At 33.2% G+C, this 21,727-nt stretch carries 25 protein-coding genes; 6 read left to right on the forward strand and 19 right to left on the reverse strand.

Annotated features, from left to right (window positions below; translation table 11 throughout):
- The coding region (locus CVD18_RS08495; RefSeq protein ID WP_146052740.1) for a transposase at nucleotides 1-171 on the reverse strand (171 nt) is incomplete at its 3' end.
- 200 nt (nucleotides 172-371) lie between these two features.
- On the opposite strand from CVD18_RS08495, the gene CVD18_RS08500 reads away from it, so the two are divergent.
- Both CVD18_RS08500 and CVD18_RS08505 read left to right on the forward strand, forming a co-directional pair.
- Nucleotides 372-1,226, forward strand: a complete 855-nt coding sequence (locus CVD18_RS08500; RefSeq protein WP_233194510.1) for a hypothetical protein — start codon at nucleotides 372-374, stop codon at nucleotides 1,224-1,226.
- An 18-nt stretch (nucleotides 1,227-1,244) separates the two neighbouring features.
- Nucleotides 1,245-1,649, forward strand: coding sequence for an aminotransferase class I/II-fold pyridoxal phosphate-dependent enzyme (locus CVD18_RS08505; RefSeq protein WP_103865017.1), 405 nt, complete (start codon nucleotides 1,245-1,247; stop codon nucleotides 1,647-1,649).
- A 156-nt stretch (nucleotides 1,650-1,805) separates the two neighbouring features.
- On the opposite strand, the gene CVD18_RS08510 is transcribed toward CVD18_RS08505, so the two are convergent.
- The 14 genes from CVD18_RS08510 to CVD18_RS08575 form a co-directional block, all read right to left on the reverse strand.
- Entirely contained in the window at nucleotides 1,806-2,447 is a 642-nt protein-coding gene (locus CVD18_RS08510) for a hypothetical protein (RefSeq protein ID WP_103865018.1), read from the reverse strand.
- A 45-nt stretch (nucleotides 2,448-2,492) separates the two neighbouring features.
- On the reverse strand, nucleotides 2,493-3,083 hold the full coding sequence (locus CVD18_RS08515; protein ID WP_103865019.1) for a DUF1287 domain-containing protein: 591 nt from the start codon (nucleotides 3,081-3,083) through the stop codon (nucleotides 2,493-2,495).
- Between the two features lie 70 nt (nucleotides 3,084-3,153).
- Nucleotides 3,154-3,915, reverse strand: coding sequence for a tryptophan synthase subunit alpha (gene trpA, locus CVD18_RS08520; protein ID WP_103865020.1), 762 nt, complete (start codon nucleotides 3,913-3,915; stop codon nucleotides 3,154-3,156).
- Between the two features lie 51 nt (nucleotides 3,916-3,966).
- Entirely contained in the window at nucleotides 3,967-5,148 is a 1,182-nt protein-coding gene (trpB, locus tag CVD18_RS08525; protein ID WP_103865021.1) for a tryptophan synthase subunit beta, read from the reverse strand.
- A gap of 105 nt (nucleotides 5,149-5,253) precedes the next feature.
- Nucleotides 5,254-5,907: a phosphoribosylanthranilate isomerase gene (locus CVD18_RS08530; protein WP_103865022.1), complete on the reverse strand. Its 654-nt coding sequence runs from the start codon at nucleotides 5,905-5,907 to the stop codon at nucleotides 5,254-5,256.
- 38 nt (nucleotides 5,908-5,945) lie between these two features.
- Entirely contained in the window at nucleotides 5,946-7,082 is a 1,137-nt protein-coding gene (locus CVD18_RS08535) for an SDR family oxidoreductase (RefSeq protein WP_103865023.1), read from the reverse strand.
- Entirely contained in the window at nucleotides 7,079-7,861 is a 783-nt protein-coding gene (trpC, locus tag CVD18_RS08540) for an indole-3-glycerol phosphate synthase TrpC (protein ID WP_103865024.1), read from the reverse strand. The genes CVD18_RS08535 and trpC overlap by 4 nt, the downstream gene beginning before the upstream one ends.
- A 16-nt stretch (nucleotides 7,862-7,877) precedes the next feature.
- Complete coding sequence (locus CVD18_RS08545) at nucleotides 7,878-8,474, reverse strand: GrpB family protein (RefSeq protein ID WP_103865025.1); 597 nt, start codon at nucleotides 8,472-8,474, stop codon at nucleotides 7,878-7,880.
- Nucleotides 8,475-8,514: 40 nt separating this feature from the next.
- Complete coding sequence (locus tag CVD18_RS08550; protein WP_103865026.1) at nucleotides 8,515-9,033, reverse strand: hypothetical protein; 519 nt, start codon at nucleotides 9,031-9,033, stop codon at nucleotides 8,515-8,517.
- Nucleotides 9,034-9,054: 21 nt separating this feature from the next.
- Nucleotides 9,055-10,050: an anthranilate phosphoribosyltransferase gene (trpD, locus tag CVD18_RS08555; protein ID WP_103865027.1), complete on the reverse strand. Its 996-nt coding sequence runs from the start codon at nucleotides 10,048-10,050 to the stop codon at nucleotides 9,055-9,057.
- Nucleotides 10,051-10,096: 46 nt separating this feature from the next.
- Nucleotides 10,097-10,669, reverse strand: coding sequence for an aminodeoxychorismate/anthranilate synthase component II (locus tag CVD18_RS08560; RefSeq protein ID WP_103865028.1), 573 nt, complete (start codon nucleotides 10,667-10,669; stop codon nucleotides 10,097-10,099).
- A gap of 119 nt (nucleotides 10,670-10,788) precedes the next feature.
- The gene (locus CVD18_RS08565; protein ID WP_103865029.1) at nucleotides 10,789-12,186 is read right to left on the reverse strand and encodes an anthranilate synthase component I family protein; all 1,398 of its coding nucleotides are present in this window, start codon (nucleotides 12,184-12,186) and stop codon (nucleotides 10,789-10,791) included.
- A 229-nt stretch (nucleotides 12,187-12,415) separates the two neighbouring features.
- A complete protein-coding gene (locus CVD18_RS08570; RefSeq protein WP_103865030.1) occupies nucleotides 12,416-12,982 on the reverse strand; it encodes a YceI family protein in 567 nt (188 codons plus the stop codon).
- A gap of 27 nt (nucleotides 12,983-13,009) precedes the next feature.
- Nucleotides 13,010-13,468, reverse strand: coding sequence for a MarR family winged helix-turn-helix transcriptional regulator (locus CVD18_RS08575; RefSeq protein WP_103865031.1), 459 nt, complete (start codon nucleotides 13,466-13,468; stop codon nucleotides 13,010-13,012).
- 241 nt (nucleotides 13,469-13,709) lie between these two features.
- On the opposite strand from CVD18_RS08575, the gene CVD18_RS08580 reads away from it, so the two are divergent.
- The 4 genes from CVD18_RS08580 (at nucleotide 13,710) to CVD18_RS08595 (ending at nucleotide 15,712) form a co-directional block, all read left to right on the forward strand.
- Entirely contained in the window at nucleotides 13,710-14,231 is a 522-nt protein-coding gene (locus tag CVD18_RS08580; RefSeq protein WP_103865032.1) for a thioredoxin family protein, read from the forward strand.
- Between the two features lie 24 nt (nucleotides 14,232-14,255).
- The gene (locus tag CVD18_RS08585) at nucleotides 14,256-14,882 is read left to right on the forward strand and encodes a thioredoxin family protein (RefSeq protein ID WP_103865033.1); all 627 of its coding nucleotides are present in this window, start codon (nucleotides 14,256-14,258) and stop codon (nucleotides 14,880-14,882) included.
- 110 nt (nucleotides 14,883-14,992) lie between these two features.
- The gene (locus tag CVD18_RS08590) at nucleotides 14,993-15,307 is read left to right on the forward strand and encodes a rhodanese-like domain-containing protein (RefSeq protein WP_103865034.1); all 315 of its coding nucleotides are present in this window, start codon (nucleotides 14,993-14,995) and stop codon (nucleotides 15,305-15,307) included.
- Between the two features lie 9 nt (nucleotides 15,308-15,316).
- On the forward strand, nucleotides 15,317-15,712 hold the full coding sequence (locus CVD18_RS08595; protein ID WP_103865035.1) for a rhodanese-like domain-containing protein: 396 nt from the start codon (nucleotides 15,317-15,319) through the stop codon (nucleotides 15,710-15,712).
- A 99-nt stretch (nucleotides 15,713-15,811) separates the two neighbouring features.
- On the opposite strand, the gene CVD18_RS08600 is transcribed toward CVD18_RS08595, so the two are convergent.
- From CVD18_RS08600 to CVD18_RS08615, 4 genes are all read right to left on the reverse strand, one after another.
- Complete coding sequence (locus CVD18_RS08600; RefSeq protein WP_103865036.1) at nucleotides 15,812-16,720, reverse strand: ROK family protein; 909 nt, start codon at nucleotides 16,718-16,720, stop codon at nucleotides 15,812-15,814.
- Between the two features lie 326 nt (nucleotides 16,721-17,046).
- The gene (locus CVD18_RS08605; RefSeq protein WP_103865037.1) at nucleotides 17,047-19,389 is read right to left on the reverse strand and encodes a GH92 family glycosyl hydrolase; all 2,343 of its coding nucleotides are present in this window, start codon (nucleotides 19,387-19,389) and stop codon (nucleotides 17,047-17,049) included.
- Between the two features lie 22 nt (nucleotides 19,390-19,411).
- On the reverse strand, nucleotides 19,412-20,746 hold the full coding sequence (locus tag CVD18_RS08610) for a sugar MFS transporter (protein ID WP_103865038.1): 1,335 nt from the start codon (nucleotides 20,744-20,746) through the stop codon (nucleotides 19,412-19,414).
- 34 nt (nucleotides 20,747-20,780) lie between these two features.
- Nucleotides 20,781-21,716, reverse strand: a complete 936-nt coding sequence (locus CVD18_RS08615; protein ID WP_103865039.1) for an ROK family protein — start codon at nucleotides 21,714-21,716, stop codon at nucleotides 20,781-20,783.
- Between the last annotated feature and the right edge of the window lie 11 nt (nucleotides 21,717-21,727).

The raw sequence follows: 21,727 nt of genomic DNA on the forward strand, positions 1-21,727 counted from the left end.
GTCATAAGTAACTTTTAAACCAGCCTCTCCCTGATGGTCAAACTTCTTTCTCCAACTATAAAAAGTGCCAGTGCTAACTCCATACTTACGACAAGCTTCTACGATACCAATCTCTTCCGAAGTAGCTAGTATTTCTAACTTCTGGTCTAAAGTCCATTTCTTGTATTTCATATCTCAAATGTATTAGTTTGAAATTTAAAAGAACACTCCGAACTTATTGGGGGCTAAACTAAGGAGGAAGAACCTATAGGTCAAACATTTTAGAAGAGCCGTATGATGGGAGACTATCACGTACGGTTCTGGGAGAGGCTTGGGGTGAAATCCCCCTTGTCTACTCGATTATAAATCGTTAGCAAACATTCTTGAAAAAATTGAAATATATCAACTTTCTAATATTAATTATAACACTTAGTTGTTCGAACAATAAAACTAAATCGAATAACAAAAATATTCTTGAACAAAATATTGACACAATAAGCTATAATTATAGCGGATTTAATAATGGGCTTAAACTTGATTTATTAAGTAATGGTACTTTCATAAACGAAAAATATTTGTTTGGTTGTACTGGTGGTGGGGAAAGGAAAAAAGTATTTGGCACTTATAAATTAGATAGTATTAAACTAAAATTAATTCCCAAAAAAGTGGAATTTACGCAATATCCTATGGATATGGAGTCAAAACCAATTACTATTAAGGTTGCTTACGGAATTGACTCTCTTAATATTAAAACTGAATATCAAATCGTTACTTGGGAAAATAAAAAATATCTTTTATCTGATTTTTATGATTTAAGCTGGAGTATTGAAAAAGAAAATGATTATATAAGATTTGCAGATTATTTAAATTCTGGATTTGAACCTAAAACGAGTGGAATGTATTTAGTTAACAGAACTAAAGATTCTATTACCTCAGAATTTGACTTAAGTCAGATACCCAAAAAATGGCAAAAATACTTTCTAAAAGAGCCTATCTCAGCAAAAATAAAAAGTATAAAAAAAGTGATTGACAAAGAAGATAATGAAAATTTTTGGTGGCAAATAGAACTGAATAAAGGAGAAGACAATGGAATGAACAGTCGTCTAACGATGACAACAAAGGATGATATGTTTTTTATGGATATTGATTCGGTTCTAAAAAATAGTAGTTATGGCAGATATCATATGCCCGATTTTACACCTGACAAATATCCTATTGGAACTGAATTAAGAACTAAATGGAAATAAAACACGTTTGCTAACAATTTGTATATTGCATATGCCGCCTTCGGCAAGCAAACGCAACATACAATAGACGTTAACGGAGAAATAGCACTACAACCAGATAAACGTCTGGAAATTTTAAATAGAAATAGAACCATGCTTAATGAAAACTTGAAAGCAGTAAAAGAATGGTTGAATCAGTATGGAGATTTGTTTGAATATACCCCGCCACAAAGCGGAGGAATGCTGTTTATAAAATATAATTTAGAAATCAATTCTACAGAATTGGCAGAGTGGTTGCGTAAAGAAAAAAGTGTTTTTATTCTCGCTGGTGATTGTTATGGTATGGATCATCATTTTAGAATAGGTATTGGAGAACGCAAAGATTATATTTTGTCTGGATTAGAACGAATTAAACAAGCTTTAAAAGAACGTTTCGATATTTAATTTGGTTACTATTCCTGAATTGCTTTTTTTACACATTAGGTGGGATTTTAATACTCAGAAATTAAAGGTTTGTTTCAAACGAATACTTCATGAGTTTACTACGAAAGTAATTTATCAAAAAATCAATTCAGGAATGGTATCAGAAATTTTTAAGAATTATTGTCTTAAAAATATTTTGAGAGCATCACTTTTTTGCATTGCATAAGCAAGTGATTTGTTATAGAACGATTTCTCAGGTTTGTAATTTGTTAAGGATAGTACATTGGGTAATTCTATCCCCCATGATCCTGATTTTGTTGTCTCACCAGCGATAATCATTACCACATGCCCGTAAGTTTCTGAGGTATCAATGATTAATGATAAACCACCTCTTTCACTATGTTCTAAAGCTTGCTGTATGCTCTCTTGATTTATAGTGCCTAATTGTAGCCAATGTTTTGATCGTTCTGCAATTGGGCGAATACTATCATACACCACATATCCTAATTTGGAGTCATTAAATTCGGTAAGCTCATGCATTTTTGTAATCACTTTGGTAATACTGTTTCTACAATCATTACGTTCGGTAGCTGCTTTTTTACAAGTGATAAAATTTTGCACTTCCTGTTCAAAATCTACATCATTTGGAGATGATTCAGGGGTAGAGCGAGTTTCTGTTTGCCGTGCTTCTGTTGGATTGATATCGCGATCTGTAGTTGATTCTGTCTCGTCTTGAGTTTCGATATCTTTTTGTTTTTGATCCTCTTTACAAGCAAAGACAAAAGCGAACATAAGAAGTAGTACTATGTTTTTTTTCATGAGTGTTGTTTTTTAATTAATTGAATAGAGCTTGTGTATTGATTCTTATTTTTTATAGTGATAATGTCCAATAATCTTATGGTCAAACAAGCAATCAGCTATTACTTGACCACCACCAATGTTATGTACGATAAGATACCGTTGTTGATCTTCTGATTTTTTATTTACTACCAGGCCAATGTGTGTCATACCTCCTCCCAGATTCCAGCAAACGATATCTCCTGGCAGATATTCTTCTGGATCCATAGAGATTTTTTTGACTTTTCCGAATCGAGAAAAAAACTTCATTAGATTAGGCACTCTTCTATGGTCTATATTTTTATCTGTTCTTGATAGCCCCCAATTTTTTGGATATACTCTAAAATTAGCTCGCATGTCCTCATGCACTTCTTTTTGAAGATCAATATCTAGCGCTCTGTATGCTCTGATAATAACATCTGTGCAAACTCCTGTGCCTTCTGGCACATCACCGTTTGGGTATGCTATTGCATAATAAGTAGGGTCATAGGTTACTTGATCCTTGGTCAATTCTAATCCAGCATCTGATAATTTTGTATTGAAATCAGCTTGCCCAAATCCAAGTTGGATTGTACAGGTAAACAAAAAGAAAAGCATACTATAATTTCTAATTTTCATTTACTTACAGGTGTTTAAGTATACTTATTAATGTATCAAATTTTTTAAATGTTACTATACTATGATCAAATTACCGAATGTTTTTTACAAAATCACCAATACCTTTTGGTCCATTTTGCGTGAGGTGCTTGATAAAAGCAGAGCCAATGATAGCTCCTTTGGTATTTTTGGTTGCTTGCATAAAGGTGTCTTTATTACTAATACCAAAACCAACTACTTGAGGGTTTTTAAGTTGCAAAGCTTCAATACGTTCAAAGTATTGTTGCTGTGTGTCTCCAAATGTGTTTTTTGCACCTGTAGTGCTTGCAGAGCTTACCATATAGATAAAGCCGTTGGATACACTATCGATAAATCGAATTCGCTCATCAGAGGTTTGTGGTGTGATTAGAAAAACATTGATCAGCCCATATTTCTCAAAAATATCTTGATAGTGTTCATGATATTCTGCTACAGGTAAGTCAGGGATAATTAATCCATCAATACCTATTTCTTGACATTTAGCACAAAAGGCTTCAACCCCATATTGCATCATTGGGTTAAAGTACCCCATAATAATCAGCGGTATACTTACGGATTTACGAATATCTTTTAATTGTTCAAACAAAAGACTTGTTGTCATCCCACTTTTAAGAGCAATAGTGGAACTCTCTTGTATAGTTGGTCCGTCTGCCAAAGGATCACTAAAGGGTAACCCTATTTCGATCATATCTACACCGTGTTGCTCCAGATTCTGAATTATTTCTACAGTATCATGAAGGGAGGGATATCCCGCAGTAAAATATAAGGATAGTAATTTTTTGTCCTCTGCTAATTTTTGATTGATTCTGTTCATAAAAGTTGTGTGTGTTTTTTCTCTTGATTAAATAGAGTATATATTGTTGATTTATAATTTAAAATAGTCTATATATGTATCAAGGTCTTTGTCTCCTCGACCAGAGAGGCTAATTACAACAATATCATCTGGAGCGAATTTTTTATCATTAAAAATTGCCAATGCATGTGAGGATTCTATAGCAGGAATGATACCTTCTAGTTGTGATAGTTCTAATCCTGCTGCCATTGCATCTTCATCTGTAACCGAGTAGAATTCTCCTCTATTGGTTTTGTATAAATGTGCATGTAATGGCCCGACACCAGGATAATCTAATCCTGCCGAAATAGAATAAGGCTCGGTTATTTGCCCGTCTGTAGTTTGCATCAATAGTGTTTTGCAACCGTGTATGATTCCTTCTTTACCCAATTGAGAGGTTGCTGCGCTCTCACCACTATGCACACCTTTTCCTGCGGCTTCTACAGCTATAATACCTACTTTGGGTTCTTCTAAGAAATGATAGTAGGTTCCTGCAGCATTACTACCTCCGCCAATACATGCAACCACATAATCGGGGTTTTCTCTTCCTTCTTTTTCTTTAAGTTGCCATTTGATCTCTTCTGATATGATTGATTGAAAACGTGTTACCATATCAGGGTATGGATGTGGGCCTATAGCAGAACCTATAATATAGTGCGTATCAACGGGATTATTAATCCAATCACGTATGGCTTCATTTGTTGCGTCTTTTAGTGTTTTGCTTCCTGATTTGGCAGCTCTTACTTCTGCCCCCAGCATTTTCATTCGTGCTACATTGGGAGCTTGCCTCTTTATATCAATCTCACCCATATACACAATGCATTTGATCCCCATAAGAGCGCATACAGTTGCGGTAGCAACCCCATGTTGTCCTGCTCCCGTTTCTGCAATAATTCTGTTTTTGCCAAGTCGTTTGGCTACAAGAATTTGTCCAATGGTATTATTTACTTTATGAGCTCCCGTGTGATTAAGGTCCTCACGTTTTAAGTATACTTTTGTGTTGTATTTTTCAGAAAGACGTTTGGCATAATACAAAGGAGAGGGCCGACCTACATAATCTCGTAATAATTGGTCAAATTCTTCTTTGAATGATGGCTCATTCATTATATCGAGATATTTACTTCGTAATTCTTCTACATTTGGGTAGAGCATTTCTGGAATATAAGCTCCTCCAAAATCTCCGTAATATCCTTTTTCGTTGGCTTGATAATTCATGATTTATGTGTTTTTTGTCATCTGTTCTATAATGAAATCTATTTTATGGATTCCAGTCTTCACTGGAATGACTTCTTTTTATCTCTTTCTTTATTTAATAATGATTCATGTTTGCTGTGAGATAACACGTTTTTTAAATTTTTCTAAATCGTCTATGTTTTTTATGCCAGGGGCATTTTCAAATTTACTATTAACATCAATGGCATATAAATAGTTAGATTCTGGTCTACTCATAAAAGATGTAATGGCTTCTATTTGATCAAGGCCAATACCTCCACTCAAAATAAAGGGAGTGGTAGCGGGGTAACCTTCTAGGAGGCTCCAGTCAAAGGTGTATCCATTGCCTCCTTTTTCTTTTCCTTTGGTGTCAAAAAGAAAGTAATCTACCATGGCCTCATATGGGGTTAGGATGCTAAAATCAAAGCTATCTTTGATAGAGAATACTTTCCATATTTTGATTTGATCTTGTTGCTCTATATTAGATTTTGTATTGGATATAGATTGACAACGCGTTTTTAATTCTTGACAGTATACAGGAGATTCATTACCATGTAATTGAATGGCTTTAAAATCGTATTGCTTTACTTTTTCGATAACATAATCAATAGAGGCATTTACAAATACACCTACTTTTTTGATAGATGATGGTATTGTGGGAATATCACCTTCAAAGTTTCGAGGAGATTTAGGATAAAAAATGAATCCTAAATAATCAGGTTGTAATAGGGTTACCTCCTGAATATTCTCAGAGAATTTCATTCCACAAACCTTTATTTTTATGTTATTATTTTTCAATGTTAAAGATTTGATGGTTCTAATTTGATATTTGTATTATCAAAATTGATGTTATGGGCAAAATTATATACTTCGCTAAAACTGTCTAGCATGTTTGGCTCTTCTATATCAGCAAGTATTTTACGTATTAATTTGGATTCAAAATAATGCTTTTTTGATGTTGAGTATTTTACCAATTGACTACCAATTGTTTTATAGAATAGCTTTTCTATGGTAGTCTTGTTTTTTGGTTCTTCTGCAACTAGTTCAATTTCTACCCCGCATTTTTGCAAAATATTGGTGATAATATATTGGGTGGGCACATTTTGAGTTAATGTAATATTCAATTGTTCTTCTTTGATCCCTGCGGCACGTATGATTCCTTTTGCTACATAATCAACAGGAACGATATTAAGTCCTCCGTCTATATTTAATGCCATTCGTATTTTTCCTAGATCAGGATATAGCTTTTTCATTTTTTTGAAAAATTCTCCAATAGAATAAAATACAATATATCGACTGCTTACAAATTTTGGATAATCAATAAGTCTTCCTGATACTACACTAGGTCTGGCAATGGTACAACTGAAATCATTTTCTTTAGCGATTTGTAGTACTAGTTTTTCAACTTTCATTTTATAGGCTTCATAGAAGTTTCTAAAATCAAAGTCGGTTGCAGAGTGATAGTCATCGGTAATTTCACCTTCAATTTCTCCTCTGGAAAAAGCGGTGCTTACAAAAACGAGTTTTTTTGTGCGTGATTTGATTACCTCAAAAAATGCTTGCGTATTGATATAGTTTACATGCGCGATTTCATTTTTTGCTTTTTCTGTATTGCTTAGGTTTACAGAAGCGGCTAAATGATACACGGTTATGTTATTTCCTGCATCAGCAGGAAGTGTAAAGTTGTTAATCTCTCCTTCGATTACATGAATATACTTTTCTAAATATTCTTTGTAAAAAGGAGCTATTTTTTGCGGGATGAGTTGTTCTGTAAATACTTCATCCAGAAGGCGTTGTTTTGCTGATTTTGTTGGTTGTTTACGAATTAACACATAAATGGCTGCTTCTTCGTTTTTGGAATACAGATCAAATAATAATTCAAACAATACATGTGAACCTATATTTCCTGTTACTCCTGTTACTAATACTGTATTCATTTCAACTTTTTTATAAATTCTATAGCGCTAGTACCTGGATTTTCGGTTTTCATAAAGTTTTCCCCAATAAGAAAACCCTTGTATCCATACTGTTGCAGATCTTTTATGGCTTCTATACTACTGATGCCACTTTCTGAAACTTTTACAAAATCATCGGGTATTTGTGTACTTAACGTTTTACTGATATCGGTACTTACCTCAAAAGTTTTTAAGTTTCTATTATTTACTCCCAACATATCAAGAGAGGGCATTATTGATTTTTCTAGCTCTTCTTGATTATGTACTTCTAATAACACATCTAGTGATAAGCTTTTTGCAAATAGTGATAAGGATTTGATCTCATCACGAGATAAAACGGCTGCAATCAATAAAATGACATCTGCTCCATATGCTTTTGCTTCTAGTAATTGATATTCATCTATGATAAATTCTTTGCGCAAGATAGGTAATTGTACTGTTGCTCTGGCTAATAATACATCTTCTAGTGAGCCTCCAAAATATTTTCCGTCTGATAGTACAGACATTCCAGAGGCTCCTGCGGTTTGATATCCTTGTGCTACATCTTGTACACTTACTTTTTGATTAATCACAGCTTTAGATGGTGATCTGCGTTTATGTTCTGCTATAATACCTGTATCACTAGTACGTAATGCTTGTGCTAGTGAGTTTGTTTTGCGGTCAAATAATACTGAATTCTCGAATTGAGTAATAGGTAGTATACTTTTTTTTAGTGCAACTTCTTTGTGTTTGTCAGCAATTATTTTATCTAGAATATTCATTGTCGTTATATAATCGTTAGCGAGTAGCCTTTGTTTTTTGTTTTGCTAATTCTGTGATTTTCATCACAAAATCTGTCTTTCCTTTTTGAAAACTTCTTTTGTCTTTTGTAAATTTTGTAGCTAGTTCAATTTTTAAATTCTCATATTCTTTGGCAATGTCAGAATGTTGTCTTAGGTAATCTCTAAAATAAATTCTATCCCATAGTTCTGTATGACTCTTTGGAGTCATGTGAACAAAATATTTTTGTTGTTGTTTTCCTTTTCTATCAAACCCTTTTGCAAATATCATATAATTTGGGCCATATCCTGATTGTATACAATATTCATAATCCAGTGTTTGCATTGCTTGAATGATAGATGTATCAAAAAGTAATTGAGGCGGGATATCAATCAGCATATCTATACTACCTTTTGAAGCCAAACCAGAGATTGAGGTACTACCAATATGTTGAATATCTACTGCGGTAGCTTTTGATAATTTCTCCTCTATTAAATGTTTTTCTTTTTGAAAAACAGAGACCCATGTTTCTTGATAGGGGATCATCTCTATCGGAAATAGTTCTCTCCATTCTTCGATAGTTAATTCTTCTAGTTTTTTATTAATAACATTCATTTTATCGTTTCAAAATATATAGATTGCTACTCTTTTATTATTATTTCATTACTTTTAATTCTTTCTTCTGCTGGTCATTCATAAGCAATCTAATGGATTCAAAATAATCAGTTTCGAAGGTAATTGCTATGATGTCATCTGTTAAAAAGTCATATTCATATTTTTTTTTGATTTTTCCATTGGGGGTGATCAAGTCTATATTGAGTATATTTTCTTTTACGGTGTTTAATTTTCCGTAAAATAGCTCTGCATGATAATCCTGAAACTCGAATAAACCGTATTTTTCTTCACTCCATTTTAGAATATCTAGAATGTTTGCAAACCGAAATGTATCAGGAGGAGTTGATTCAATATTTTTGAGTTTTAATACACGTGCAATTTTATCTTGTTTTGTTTTTGATTTTCTCTTTTTTATGGCGCTCTTTTTATAGAGTTTGAATCCATCAATAACGTAATCTACAGGTATATGCTTTACCAAAATCCATTCTTCATTTTCATCAATTAGTAGCCCAGTTTCTTTGTCTTGCCAACCTGTTATTTTATATGTTTCGACTTTCATTTTTTGATAATTTGTGATCTATTAATTTTTACTGAGCTGTTGTACTTTTTGTAGGGCGATCAGTCCTTTTCCTGAGAGTAAAGATTCTTTTGCTTTGTCAAATCCTTCTTTTGGCTGTAGCCCTTCTACTGTGGCAATTGCCATTCCTGCATTGGCGCAAACTACATTGTTTTGAGCTTCGGTTCCTTTACCACTAAGTACATTCATAAAAATAGTGGCTGATTCTGCAATAGAATTACCGCCATGGATTTGTTCTTGTGTGAGTGTTGGTACTCCAAAATCCAATGGTGATAGCATGCCTTCTGTTGTATTAGAGATGGTTTTTGTATTTCCTGTCAATGAGATTTCATCATAGCCATCCAAAGCGTGTATAATTGTAAAGTTTTTATCGGTGTTTTGATATAGATATCCATACATTCTGGCTAATTCTAAATTAAAAACACCTACGATTTGATTTTTTGGAAAGGCAGGGTTTACCATTGGTCCGAGCATATTGAAAAAAGTTTTTACTCCTAATTCTCTACGAATAGGGGCTACGTTTTTCATAGCTGGGTGAAATAAAGGTGCGTGTAATACGCAGATTCCTGCTTCATCGATACTGCGTTTGAGAAAATCTTTATCATTACTGAATTTGATCCCCAAGTGTTCCATAACATTAGAGCTGCCACATGTAGATGAAACGCCATAATTACCGTGTTTGGTGACTTTGATTCCTGCTCCTGCAGAGACAAAAGAGGAGAGGGTTGAGATATTAAATGTATCTTTACCATCACCACCAGTACCACATAAATCAACTGGATTGTATTCGCTAAGATCGATTGCAATGCATAGCTCTAATAGGGCATTTCTAAATCCTTCTAATTCTTCTATGGTGATACTACGCATCATAAATACTGTGAGAAATGATGCTATTTGACTTTGATTGTATGCTCCTTTTGAGATGTTGACCAAAACCCTTTTGGCTTCTTCTTTTGAGATGGTCTCGTGATTGATTAATCGGTTGAGTAAGTTTTTCATCTGAATCGTGTTTGATATTATTTTCGTTTTTTCAGAAAATCTCTAGTTAGTTTTTTATCCAGTTTTCTAATATTTTTTTTCCATTAGGTGTCAATACTGATTCTGGATGAAACTGCACACCTCGTACATCTAATTCTTTGTGTCGTAATGACATAATTTGTCCATTTTGATCGTATGATGTGACCTGTAAGCAATCGGGTAGGTTTTTATCTGCTACTACCCAAGAGTGATATCTACCTACATCAAAGGTGGCATCTAGACCGTCAAAAAGGAGTTCATCTTTTACAGATAATGTTACGTGGGTAGCAACCCCGTGATAGACTTCATCAAGGTTGATGAGGTCGCCACCAAATACTTCTCCTATAGCTTGTTGACCAAGGCAAACACCAAAGATACTTTTGGTTGTGGCATAGGTTTTTATAATATCTTTTAATAGCCCAGCTTCGTCAGGGATTCCTGGACCAGGTGATAGTAGTATTTTTTGAAATGGCTCTATGTCTTCTAGCTGTAATTGGTCATTACGTTTTACAGTCACTTCGCATCCTAGATCCTCGAGATAATGAACGAGATTATACACGAATGAATCATAATTATCGATTACTAATATTTTGTTGCTCATTGTTTTTGTTCGTTTTCAAAGTTTTGTTGTCTTAGACTTTGCCTCTTTGTTATTTTGTGTTAAGGATAGGAGCTTGGCTACCATGTAGCGCGGATAGCCCGACCCGTAGGGGAACACCCTTATATTTCTTCAGCAAGTTTTAATGCTTTTGTCAATGCTCCTAGTTTATTGTATACTTCTTGTAATTCATTTTCTTCATTTGATTCATTGACCAATCCTGCTCCTGCCTGCCAGTGTAGTTCATGATTTTTGCTTAGAAATGTGCGAATCATAATGGCATGGTTGAAATTTCCTGAAAAATCCATAAATCCGATGGCGCCTCCATAAAAATCACGATTTATGTTTTCGTATTTTTCAATTAATTGCATTGCCATATGTTTGGGAGCTCCGCTTAAAGTACCAGCAGGAAATGTATCTCCTACAATTTGCATAGTAGAGGTATTTTTGTGCTTTTTACTCGTTACTTTACTTACTAGGTGGATTACATGAGAGTAAAACTGGACTTCTCTATAATTTTCTACCGTAACCTGATTTCCGTTTCGGCTAAGGTCGTTACGAGCAAGGTCTACCAGCATTACATGTTCTGCATTTTCTTTTTCGTCTACAGATAATTTTTTGGCAAGTTCAGCATCTTGCTCATCGTTTCCTGTGCGTTTAAATGTTCCTGCAATAGGGTGAATCTCTGCAATGTCATCTTTGACAACTAATTGTGCTTCTGGAGAGCTACCGAATATTTTGAAATCACCATAATCAAAATAAAAGAGGTAAGGAGAGGGGTTGACACTGCGTAGTGCGCGGTATACATTAAATTCGTCTCCTTTGAATTTTTGAGAGAATCGTTTAGATAGTACTAATTGAAACACATCGCCACGATGACAATGCTTTTTTGCTAATGTAACGTGCTCTTTATATTGTTCGTCATCTAGATTAGAGGTTGTGTCTCCTACTGTGGAGAAATTATAAGAGGCAAAATTTTTGATTTTGAGCAAGGATTCGATCTCATCAATATTACTTTCTGATTGATAGCAATGTGCAAAAATATAGGCTTCATTTGTAAAGTTGCTAATGGCAATAATGTTTTGATATACGGTGTACTGTATGTCTGGAATGTTTAATGATTCTTCTTTTTTGATTATAGAGATATCTTCAAAATAACGAACGGCATCATAGGAAATATACCCAAAAAGGCCATTGTTAATAAATTTGAAATCACTTTTTGAAGTTTCGAATTGATTACCGAACTGCTCGATAACTTCTGGGATATTGGTGTCTTTTGTGATAGGAGTTTCTGTGATGCTTTTATCAGGAAAGAATTGATAAATGGTTTCATTCTCTATTTTGATGTTGGCAATTGGGTTGCAACAGATATATGAAAAACTGTTTTCACTACCTCTATAATCATTGTTTTCTAATAATAAACTATTAGGAAAACGATCTCTTATTTTTAGATAAACGCTTACAGGAGTAAAAGTGTCTGCCAGAACTTGCTTGAAATGTGTGGTTAATTTATAACTCATTGTATGGTTCTAATAATTTTTTAATTAGTACTTCTTGTATAGAAAACAAAAAAAAGGCTTGTCGTGATTTGACAAGCCTTTGATATGTTTACTTAACATAATGACAGGGTCTATCTCACGACACTTTCGTTTCGAAAAGACCACCACCAATTGTTTGTTAAGATTGTTTTCATTTTTCTATTTATTGAGTCAAATATATAAATTAATTATAATTGGTACTAAAAAAAAATTACATTTTTAAGTTTACGGCTAATTCAAACTCATCATTAATTGTTTTGTCTCCTAGGTTATCAAAGAAACTTCCTGATCCATATTTGATATCGTAATCGGTTCTATCTACAGTAAGAGTTGTAGAGGCGGTGTTTCCTTTTACAGTAAGAATAAATTTGACAGGGTTTGTTTTTCCTTTGATAGTCAAATCTCCTAGGATACTGTATCCTTTTTCGCTTTTTTTAGCTTTTTTTATAACTAGTTTGGCTGTTTTGTGATTGGTAACTCCAAAAAAGTCATCAGAGTTTAGATGTCCTTCTAGGTCTTCTTTTCCTTTTCCTGCTTGCAGATCTGTAACAGCAAGTGAGGTCATATCTACTGTAAATTCACCTCCTGTTATTTTATCACCATCAAATACGATTGACCCTTCTGATAGATTTAATGTTCCTGTATGAGACCCTGTAACTTTTTTACCAGTCCATTGAATTGAACTTTCTGATGCTTTAATTTCTTTTTTTTGAGCAAAAGATGTGGTGGTTGCGATTACGGCAATTACTAGGACGAATAATTTAGATTTTGTTTTCATGATTTAAATAAGATTGCTTGTTAATTATTAATTTGTACTTCTTAGTTTGTTTAGTAAATTATTAAGGAGTATTAAATCCTCTTCAGAAAATTTTGAAGTAACTTGGTTTTCAAATTGCTCTATTTCAAGACTCACTTTGTCAAGAAATGACTTACCTTGTTTTGTAATTGTAATTTCAACCTTTCTACGATTAGATGGACATGTAACTCTTTGTACGTATCCTTTTTTGATAAGTTTATCTACCAACCGTGTCGTATTACTCATTTTGTTGACCATTCTTTCTTGTATTGTAGAAAGATTGGCAGGTTTCTCTTTCTGCCCGTTTAAAATTCTTAATACGTTAAATTGTTGTAATGATATGTCATATGGTTTTAGTACCATATTAATTTTATCCATTATCCAATTCTCGGTGTATAGTAAATTGATCACGACTTTTTTTGAAAGAGGAAGTGCTGTTTCTGTTTTTATAATTTTTTCTATTTTCACATTTGTATGTACAACGTTTGTATGTACAAATGTATATTGAATTTTGTTTTGAAAGCCCTAAAAGGTTATTAATTCTTTGTTAAAGTACGGTTTTGAAGTATTGTTTAATAGTATTATTGTGTTTTAGAACGTATTACCATTTGGGTATGTTTAAACGTAATTTTTAGATAATTTTTAGTTAAAACATAGAAATCTTGTTAATTTTCTTTTGCATGGCTCATGGTTTTGATAAATTAGTAAGATGTTGAGATTTTTTATATATATAACGCCCCTATTATTCTTTGTAAATTGTAAGGGAGAACAAACCGTTGCGCTAGATGCAACTGATGTGTTTGAGAGTAAAGGTGTAGAGATACCTGTATATGATTTTGAGAGTTTTAAACCTTTATTGACTATTAATGACGGAAAAACAAGGATCATTAACTTTTGGGCGACATGGTGTAAACCTTGCATTGTAGAGTTACCTTATTTTGAATTGATAAATAGTAGGTATCCTGATGATAAAGTAGAGGTGATCTTGGTGAGTTTGGATTTACCTAGTCAGGTAGAGTCTAGATTAATTCCGTTTGTTAAAAAACAAAAAATTAAAAGTAAAATTATTTTACTTGATGATCCAGATGCAAATAACTGGATTCCAAAAGTGAATAGTAATTGGTCGGGTTCTATTCCTGCAACGATTATTTATAAAAATGGAACTATTAATTTTTATGAAAGATCTTTTACTTATAATGAGCTGGAAAAAGAGTTGAAGAAAGTATTATAATCTAGTGTAATAAAAATAAAACTAATGAAAACTTTAAAAATTCTGGTTGGAGTAGCTTTTGTAATAGCAGTGAGTGCTTTTGCAATAGATAAAGTTTCTAATAGTAAAACTGATAAAGGGTATACTATAGGAGATATTGCTAGAGATTTTAAATTAAAAAATGTTGATGAATCGATGATTTCATTGGTAGATTATAAAGATGCCAAAGGATTTATTGTTGTTTTTACATGTAATCATTGCCCATATTCTGTTGCTTATGAAGATAGAATCATTGCATTGGATGCAATGTTTAAGCAAAAGGGGTACCCTGTTATCGCAATAAATCCCAATAACTCAAAAGCGTATCCAGAAGATAGTTTTGATAATATGAAGATAAGAGCCAAAGAGAAAGGTTTTTCTTTTCCATATTTATTAGATGATGGCCAAAAAATATACCCACAGTACGGAGCCAAAAAAACACCACATGTATATGTGCTAGAAAAGACAGGAGCAGGTAATCTTGTTCGCTATATTGGTGCTATCGATAATAATTACAAAGATGCATCTAAGGCAGATCTGAAATATGTAGAAGATGCTGTAAATGCTTTGTTAAAAGGTGAGAAAGTTCCTGTAGAAATTACAAAAGCAATAGGTTGTAGTATCAAAGCATAATATAAAACTATTATTATATTCTTATTTTTGATGCATTGAAGGTGTCGTTTTAATAAGTACTTTTTATATTTGTATAGTATAAAATATAAACTTTAGTACAATTTATTATAATGGCAGAAGATATCACACAAGAAGAATGGCAAGAGCAAATTGCTAATGACAACAATGCAGTAATTCTGGATGTAAGAACAGAAGAAGAGGTAGAAGATGGTTTTATCCCTAATATGCTTAATTTAGATATTCGTCAAGGACAGGATTTTCTTGATGAATTAGAGAAACTGGATAAATCAAAAAAATATTATGTGTATTGCCGCTCAGGGGCTAGAAGTGCTCAGGCATGTACATTAATGAATCAGATGGGATTCAAAACCGCATATAACCTGATAGGAGGTTTTATGAATTGGGATGGAGAAACCGCAGAATAAATAATTGTAATGAAAATTAAATCTTTTTTTATAGTTGCTTTTCTTTCATTAGTTTTTTTTAATTGTAAAAAAGAAGAAGAGGCTCCTACAGTAGAATTAATTACTGTAGAAGAAATGGATTCTCTGTTAGAAATGAGAAAGGTACGACTTATTGACGTGCGAACTCCAGGAGAGTACTCAGAAGGGTATATAGAAGGAGCAGAGAATATTGATTTTAATGCTGATAACTTTGAAGAACTTATTGGTAAGGTTGATAAGACCAAACCTGTTATTATTTATTGCCGTAGTGGTGGGAGAAGCAAAAAATGTTCTGAGTATATGAAGAAAGCTGGTTTTGTGAAAATATATGATCTTGATGGTGGACTCACAGAATGGAAATCAAAACAAAAAAAGATTATTAAATAGATTTTCAACCACTAGATTCTATTCATAAAAAAGCAGAATTCTTACCATAAGAATTCTGCTTTTTTATGTTTTATAATAGACTCTATTTTTATAACAAAGTTAAAACGGTAAGCCTTTATAGAAAGTATCATTTACCAATCTTGCGCTTCCTAGAAGTATTGCTTTTTCTTGTAGTTCGCTTTTATGTATTTTAATAAAACACTTTTGTTCATTTAATCTTTTTTCTAGAGTAGCTGCAAAGAAGGGCCATGCTTTTGCAATACTACCTCCTATAACTATGGCCTCCGCATCATACGATTTTAACCAAGGACTTAAAAATTCTGCTAAGTTTTCTGAGAATTCATCAAAAACCTGCTGTACAGCAACATCGTTTTGTAAAGAAGCTTCTGTAAGTTCTTTTACATTATTGATCGTCGTATTTGTGATTTCTTTATATCGTTTTGTAAACCAGCGTGTAGAAAAATAATCATCTGCGATCCCATCTTTATAGGGTATGTGATATAATTCTCCATCTTTTGGGATTCCGTCTCCTGAAAGAATAGGAAGTCCATGAAAAAGGAAAGATGCTCCAAAACCTGCTCCTAATGTGATGCCAAGACCTCTACGAATAGATTTTAGTTTTCCTCGCCATACCTCACCAATACCAAAACAAGCAGCATCATTATAAAAGCGCATAGGGATATCGTCTGATAACTGTAATTTCTTTTTTAATAATTCTTTGATATTTAAGCAAAAAAGAGCATCATACTTCTGTTGCATTTTGAAAGCAAAAATTCCATTATGATAATCAAAAGGTCCAGGGATTGCTATACCAATCCCTTCCATAGAGGTTTCTAAAGTGTCAATTACTTTTTGTAATGCAAATATCCATCGTTCTAATATATCATCTGCACTTGCTTTATTATCTACAGTTATAGAAACTAAATTAGTTTCTGATAGTTTATTTGTTTTGGGATCTATCCCAGCAACGGTTATATAGTTCCCCCCAATATCTACTCCTAATATCATTTTTTTGTATACAATCTGTTTAGTACAATGTGCTAAAAAAAGCTTTTGCTTACCATCAAAATTACAATTTATAATAGTTTTCTGTCTGATAATTATTAATTATTCTTACTGTTATAGAAGAATTACGACCTTTACTTTTGCTGATACTTCAAAAATGATCATTTCTTCTAGAATTACGATTTAAAAAACATACAGTTGTAAGAGAAAAAATAGGCTATCAATCCTTTGAATATCGTCTCATTAATAGAGAACCCCTAAGACTAACCTTGATGGTTTTATTGGTTTTATATATTATTTAAAAATAAAAATAGATGTTCTGAATGCTATTATTTGATCTTTTTAAGGGTATTACTCATTTCAAATACAAGTTCTCCTCCGTCACTAATATCATGATGAGATAGTGTTATGCCTTCTATGATTTTACCATTTATAGATACTTGATGCACATAGATATTATCCTTGCTTTGGTTTTTAGCACTGATAGTCAATGTTTTTCCGTTTTCTAGATGTATGATTGCTTCTTTTACCAAAGGACTACCTAATGCATAATCAGAAGAACCAGGGGTAACAGGATAGAATCCTAAGCTACTGAATATGTACCAAGCACTCATTTGTCCAGCATCATCATTACCACATAGCCCATCTACTGTAGGACCATACATAGTGTTCATAATCATACGAACCCGTTCTTGAGTTTTATGAGGATGCCCAGTCCAATTATACAAGTAGGGGATATGATGTCCTGGTTCATTACCGTGGACATAGTTTCCTATAATACCATCTCTGGTTATGTCTTCATGTTTTTCTATAAATTTATCATCTAGTTTCATGGTAAACAAAGAATCCAGATGTTGACTAAAACGCTCGTTACCGCCCATCATTTTTATCATTTTATCTAATTGATGAGGAACATACAATCCATAGTTCCATGCATTGCCTTCAATAAAACCTTGACCATGTGTGTCTAATGGATCAAACTTTTTTCTGAATGTACCATCAGATAGTTTGGGACGCATATATCCTATTTTGGCGTCATATACATTGTTGTAATGCTCTGATCTATTGAGGAAGTTATCCATAGTTTTTTTATCGTCTGTACTTTTTGCAATTTGGGCAATACACCAATCATTGTAAGCTAGTTCTAATGTTTTAGAAACCGAAGAGTGGCTTTTATCATCAGGTACATATTGATATTTGATATAATCTCCAAGGCCATCGAAATAAGGGACATTGGCGGTACTTACAGATGCTTTTAATGCTTGTTTTTTATCAAAGTCACCAACATTTTTGGCTATTGCATCGGCAATTACAGAGGTTGCATGATATCCTATCATACACCAGTTTTCATTGGCATAATGACTCCAGATAGGTAACATTTTATGTACGCTCTGTTCTTGATGAGCCAGCATTGATTTTATCATATCATTATTACGTGCTGGTTGAGTGATGTTGAATAAAGGGTGTAATGCTCTATAAGTATCCCAAAGAGAAAATACAGAATAATTGGTAAAACCTTCTGAAGTATGAATGTTTTGATCCAACCCAAGGTACTTCCCGTCCACATCTTCGTATACGATAGGACTGAGCATAGTGTGATATAAAGCAGTGTAAAAAGTGGTTTTGTCTTTTTTGTCAATTGTTTTTACTTCTATTTTTGACAATTCATCATTCCATTTTTTTTGTGTTTGTTGCTTAGTATTTTCAAAATCCCATTCTGGGAGTTCGGTTTGTAGGTTGTTTAATGCCCCAGCAGTACTTACTGATGATAATGCAAATTTGATATTAATTTTTTCATTGGTTTTTGTGTCAAAATTAAAATATGCACGAATATTTTTTCCTGCCATTTCTGGGAAATTGTGTTGCTGATCAAAACGGCGATAGAAACCATCGTATTTAACAGCATCATATTTTTTATGGCCATAACTGGTAAAAGGTTTGGAAAATTGCATTGCAAAAAACACCTTTTTTGTTCTTGCCCAACCTGTAGTTTGCCTATATCCCGTTATTAAAGAATCATTTTCTACTCGTATAAATGTCCATACGTTTTTATCATCATGATGATATACATTATACACCAAATCCAAAAGGATATGTGCATCTTTTGTTTCTGGAAAAGTGTATTGATGGAATCCTACTCGTTCTGTGGCTGTAACTTCTGCGGTAATGTTATAGTCAGATAATTTTACTTTGTAATAACCAGGTGATGCAGACTCTTCATCATGTGAGAAAGTAGAATAAAACCCTTTTGATCCGTCTTTGGTTTTTATAGGGTCAAGGATGAGGTCGCCTGTGGTTGGCATTATCAAAAAATCTCCTAAATCTGAGTGCCCTGTACCACTTAAGTTTGTGTGGGAGAAGCCTATTATGGTAGTATCCCTGTATTGATAACCTGCACAGTATTCGTATGTTTCTTTGTTGTATTTACCGTCTTTGTGAAACATTTTTTCAAAGTTGGTTTGTGGGCTTACTTGTACCATGCCAAAAGGTGCGGTTGCTCCTGGATAGGTGTGTCCCATTTTGCTAGTACCAATAAATGGGTTTACATATTGAGTAAAATCTGCTTTTGCTATCTCTTTATTGGGTGTGGATTGAGTAACAGGTGTTTTGGTTGTTTCTTTACAGGATGATAAACAAAGTATTCCTGCGATTAGAATTGAAAGATATTTCATTGGTAATGATTTTGTTTGTCTTTTATTGAGTCAATGAATTGTTGTTAATTTCTAAGGCTTTCTTTTTTGTTTTTATGACACCATAAAAAACGATGTATAGATAACATACTATCAAAAGTATCAATGCTATTTTAAAACCTATATGATCAGAGAGTAATCCAAATACTGGTGGAATTATCGCTCCTCCTACTATCATGGTGCACAATACGCCAGATGCCTGTGGTTTTAAGTCATCTAATCCTTCTAGGGATAATGAGAATATTGTAGGGAACATTATTGAATTGAATAAGCCTACGAGTAGAATACTCCACATAGAAACAAAACCAGAAGTTATGATAGATACCATAATGAATAATATGGCTCCTATGGCAAAAAAGCTAAGTACTTTTGAAGCTTTTATGATTTTGGTAAGGTGTGCTCCTACAAATCGCCCGATCATCGCGCCACTCCAATAAAAAGTAACAAAAGCACCAACTACAGCCTTATTGTCTAAGGTTTCGCTATCTGATCCTAAAATACTCTCTGAGATGTTTTTCATTATTGCGTTTTCCTTAATTAATGTAGCTAGATTCATATCAAGAAAATAATTAATTAGATAGCTTCCAATTGCTACTTCTGCTCCTACATATACAAAGATTCCTATAGCACCTAGTAGTAAGGATTTACTTTGTATTACTTTTATATATCCTCCTTTTGGACTGCTTTTGATTAATTTAGGAAGTTTTATAAATATAAAAATAAAAGCGAGTATCACTACAAATACAGCAATGCCTATAAAAGGTGATTGTACTGCGGCTGCTTCAGAAATATAATATTGTTCTTTGTCTATAGCATTGAGAGCAGAGATTTCTTGTGTGCTTTTTACCTTATCACTTAAGATGAACATAGCTCCAATTGCGGGAGCAATAGTTGTTCCCAAAGAGTTAAAGGCTTGCGATAGGTTGAGCCTGCTAGAGGCACTTTCCTCTGGGCCTAAGACAGCTACATAAGGGTTTGCGGCAACTTGTAGAATGGTAATCCCACTTGCTACAACAAAATAGGCTAGCATAAAAATACTAAATTCACGATAGGATGCTGCTGGATAAAATAATAGGCATCCTGTAGCAAGAGTTAGTAGTCCTAATATGATTCCTTTTTTGTATCCTATTTTTGATAAAATAAACCCAGAAGGGATCGATAATAAAAAATAGGCTCCAAAAAAGGCAAATTGAACTAATCCAGCCTGAAAATAGTTTAGTGTAAAAACTTCTCTTAGTCTAGGGATTAATGAGTCAACAAGTACTGTGATAAAACCCCATAAAAAGAATAGTGAGGTCAGGAATATAAAAGCACTCTTATATGTTTTACTGTTTTTCAAAATCGTAGTTTTAGATTAAAGATAGATATTTCATTTAGTTAGGTATTTCTGTTTTTTTTGATTGAAAATGGAGTTTTTTGTAGAATATTTCATCTACCAATCGGGCACTCCCTAATAATATAGCTTTTTCTCTCAAATCACTTTGATATATTTTGGTAAAGCATCCTTGATTTTCTAGTTCTTTTTGTAAGTCTTCTGCAAAAAAATCCCATGCTTTTGCAATGTTTCCACCAATTACAATTGCATCTGTATCATATCCCTTTAGCCATGGAGATAAGAAGGTTGCTAGATTTAGAGAGAACTTTTTAAATATTTCATTTACTATAATTTTTGATGCTGTCACATGAATTAAATCTTTTACTCCGTTTATAGAAACTCCTGTTTTTTCATAATATTTTTTTATAAACCAACGAGTAGAGAAATATTCATCTGCGATTCCTTCTTTGAAGACTATATTGTATAATTCTCCGTTTTCGGGAACGCCTTTTCCTGTAAGTATTGGTAATCCATTTGATAGAAAAGTAGCTCCAAAACCTGTGCCTAGGGTTATACCTATTGTTTTTTCTATTGATTTTAGTTTTCCTTTCCAGAATTCACCAATACCAAAACAGGCAGCATCGTTATAAAAACGTACTGGTATTGATTTTGATAATGCCAATCGTTTGGTGATAATCTCTTTTATGTTTAACCCATATAGAGCGGTATATTTATGTTCCATTTTATAAGCAAAAATTCCTTGTTGATAATCAAATGGACCAGGCATTGCGATACAAATTCCTTCTAGAGACTCTTTGTCAATAGGATCCATACTTTTTTGCAAGACATGGATCCATTGATCAATAATTTTACTGGCTTGAGCAGTACTGTTTATACTGCTAGAAATTATGTTTGAGTCGGGTATATTATGACTTTGTGAATCAATACGTGCAACCGTAATATGACTACCTCCTATATCTACTCCTAATATCATTTTTTATAGTA

It is taken from the genome of Aquimarina sp. I32.4 (assembly GCF_002924285.1).
Classification (GTDB): domain Bacteria; phylum Bacteroidota; class Bacteroidia; order Flavobacteriales; family Flavobacteriaceae; genus Aquimarina.

Bases quoted from the DNA above. Each gene is read 5' to 3' on its own strand.
- CVD18_RS08510 (WP_103865018.1), bottom strand. From the start codon at position 2,447: ATGAAAAAAAACATAGTACTACTTCTTATGTTCGCTTTTGTCTTTGCT.
- CVD18_RS08515 (WP_103865019.1), bottom strand. From the start codon at position 3,083: ATGAAAATTAGAAATTATAGTATGCTTTTCTTTTTGTTTACCTGTACA.
- trpA (WP_103865020.1), bottom strand. From the start codon at position 3,915: ATGAACAGAATCAATCAAAAATTAGCAGAGGACAAAAAATTACTATCC.
- trpB (WP_103865021.1), bottom strand. From the start codon at position 5,148: ATGAATTATCAAGCCAACGAAAAAGGATATTACGGAGATTTTGGAGGA.
- CVD18_RS08530 (WP_103865022.1), bottom strand. From the start codon at position 5,907: ATGAAATTCTCTGAGAATATTCAGGAGGTAACCCTATTACAACCTGAT.
- CVD18_RS08535 (WP_103865023.1), bottom strand. From the start codon at position 7,082: ATGAATACAGTATTAGTAACAGGAGTAACAGGAAATATAGGTTCACAT.
- trpC (WP_103865024.1), bottom strand. From the start codon at position 7,861: ATGAATATTCTAGATAAAATAATTGCTGACAAACACAAAGAAGTTGCA.
- CVD18_RS08545 (WP_103865025.1), bottom strand. From the start codon at position 8,474: ATGAATGTTATTAATAAAAAACTAGAAGAATTAACTATCGAAGAATGG.
- CVD18_RS08550 (WP_103865026.1), bottom strand. From the start codon at position 9,033: ATGAAAGTCGAAACATATAAAATAACAGGTTGGCAAGACAAAGAAACT.
- trpD (WP_103865027.1), bottom strand. From the start codon at position 10,050: ATGAAAAACTTACTCAACCGATTAATCAATCACGAGACCATCTCAAAA.
- CVD18_RS08560 (WP_103865028.1), bottom strand. From the start codon at position 10,669: ATGAGCAACAAAATATTAGTAATCGATAATTATGATTCATTCGTGTAT.
- CVD18_RS08565 (WP_103865029.1), bottom strand. From the start codon at position 12,186: ATGAGTTATAAATTAACCACACATTTCAAGCAAGTTCTGGCAGACACT.
- CVD18_RS08570 (WP_103865030.1), bottom strand. From the start codon at position 12,982: ATGAAAACAAAATCTAAATTATTCGTCCTAGTAATTGCCGTAATCGCA.
- CVD18_RS08580 (WP_103865032.1), top strand. From the start codon at position 13,710: ATGTTGAGATTTTTTATATATATAACGCCCCTATTATTCTTTGTAAAT.
- CVD18_RS08585 (WP_103865033.1), top strand. From the start codon at position 14,256: ATGAAAACTTTAAAAATTCTGGTTGGAGTAGCTTTTGTAATAGCAGTG.
- CVD18_RS08590 (WP_103865034.1), top strand. From the start codon at position 14,993: ATGGCAGAAGATATCACACAAGAAGAATGGCAAGAGCAAATTGCTAAT.
- CVD18_RS08595 (WP_103865035.1), top strand. From the start codon at position 15,317: ATGAAAATTAAATCTTTTTTTATAGTTGCTTTTCTTTCATTAGTTTTT.
- CVD18_RS08600 (WP_103865036.1), bottom strand. From the start codon at position 16,720: ATGATATTAGGAGTAGATATTGGGGGGAACTATATAACCGTTGCTGGG.
- CVD18_RS08605 (WP_103865037.1), bottom strand. From the start codon at position 19,389: ATGAAATATCTTTCAATTCTAATCGCAGGAATACTTTGTTTATCATCC.
- CVD18_RS08615 (WP_103865039.1), bottom strand. From the start codon at position 21,716: ATGATATTAGGAGTAGATATAGGAGGTAGTCATATTACGGTTGCACGT.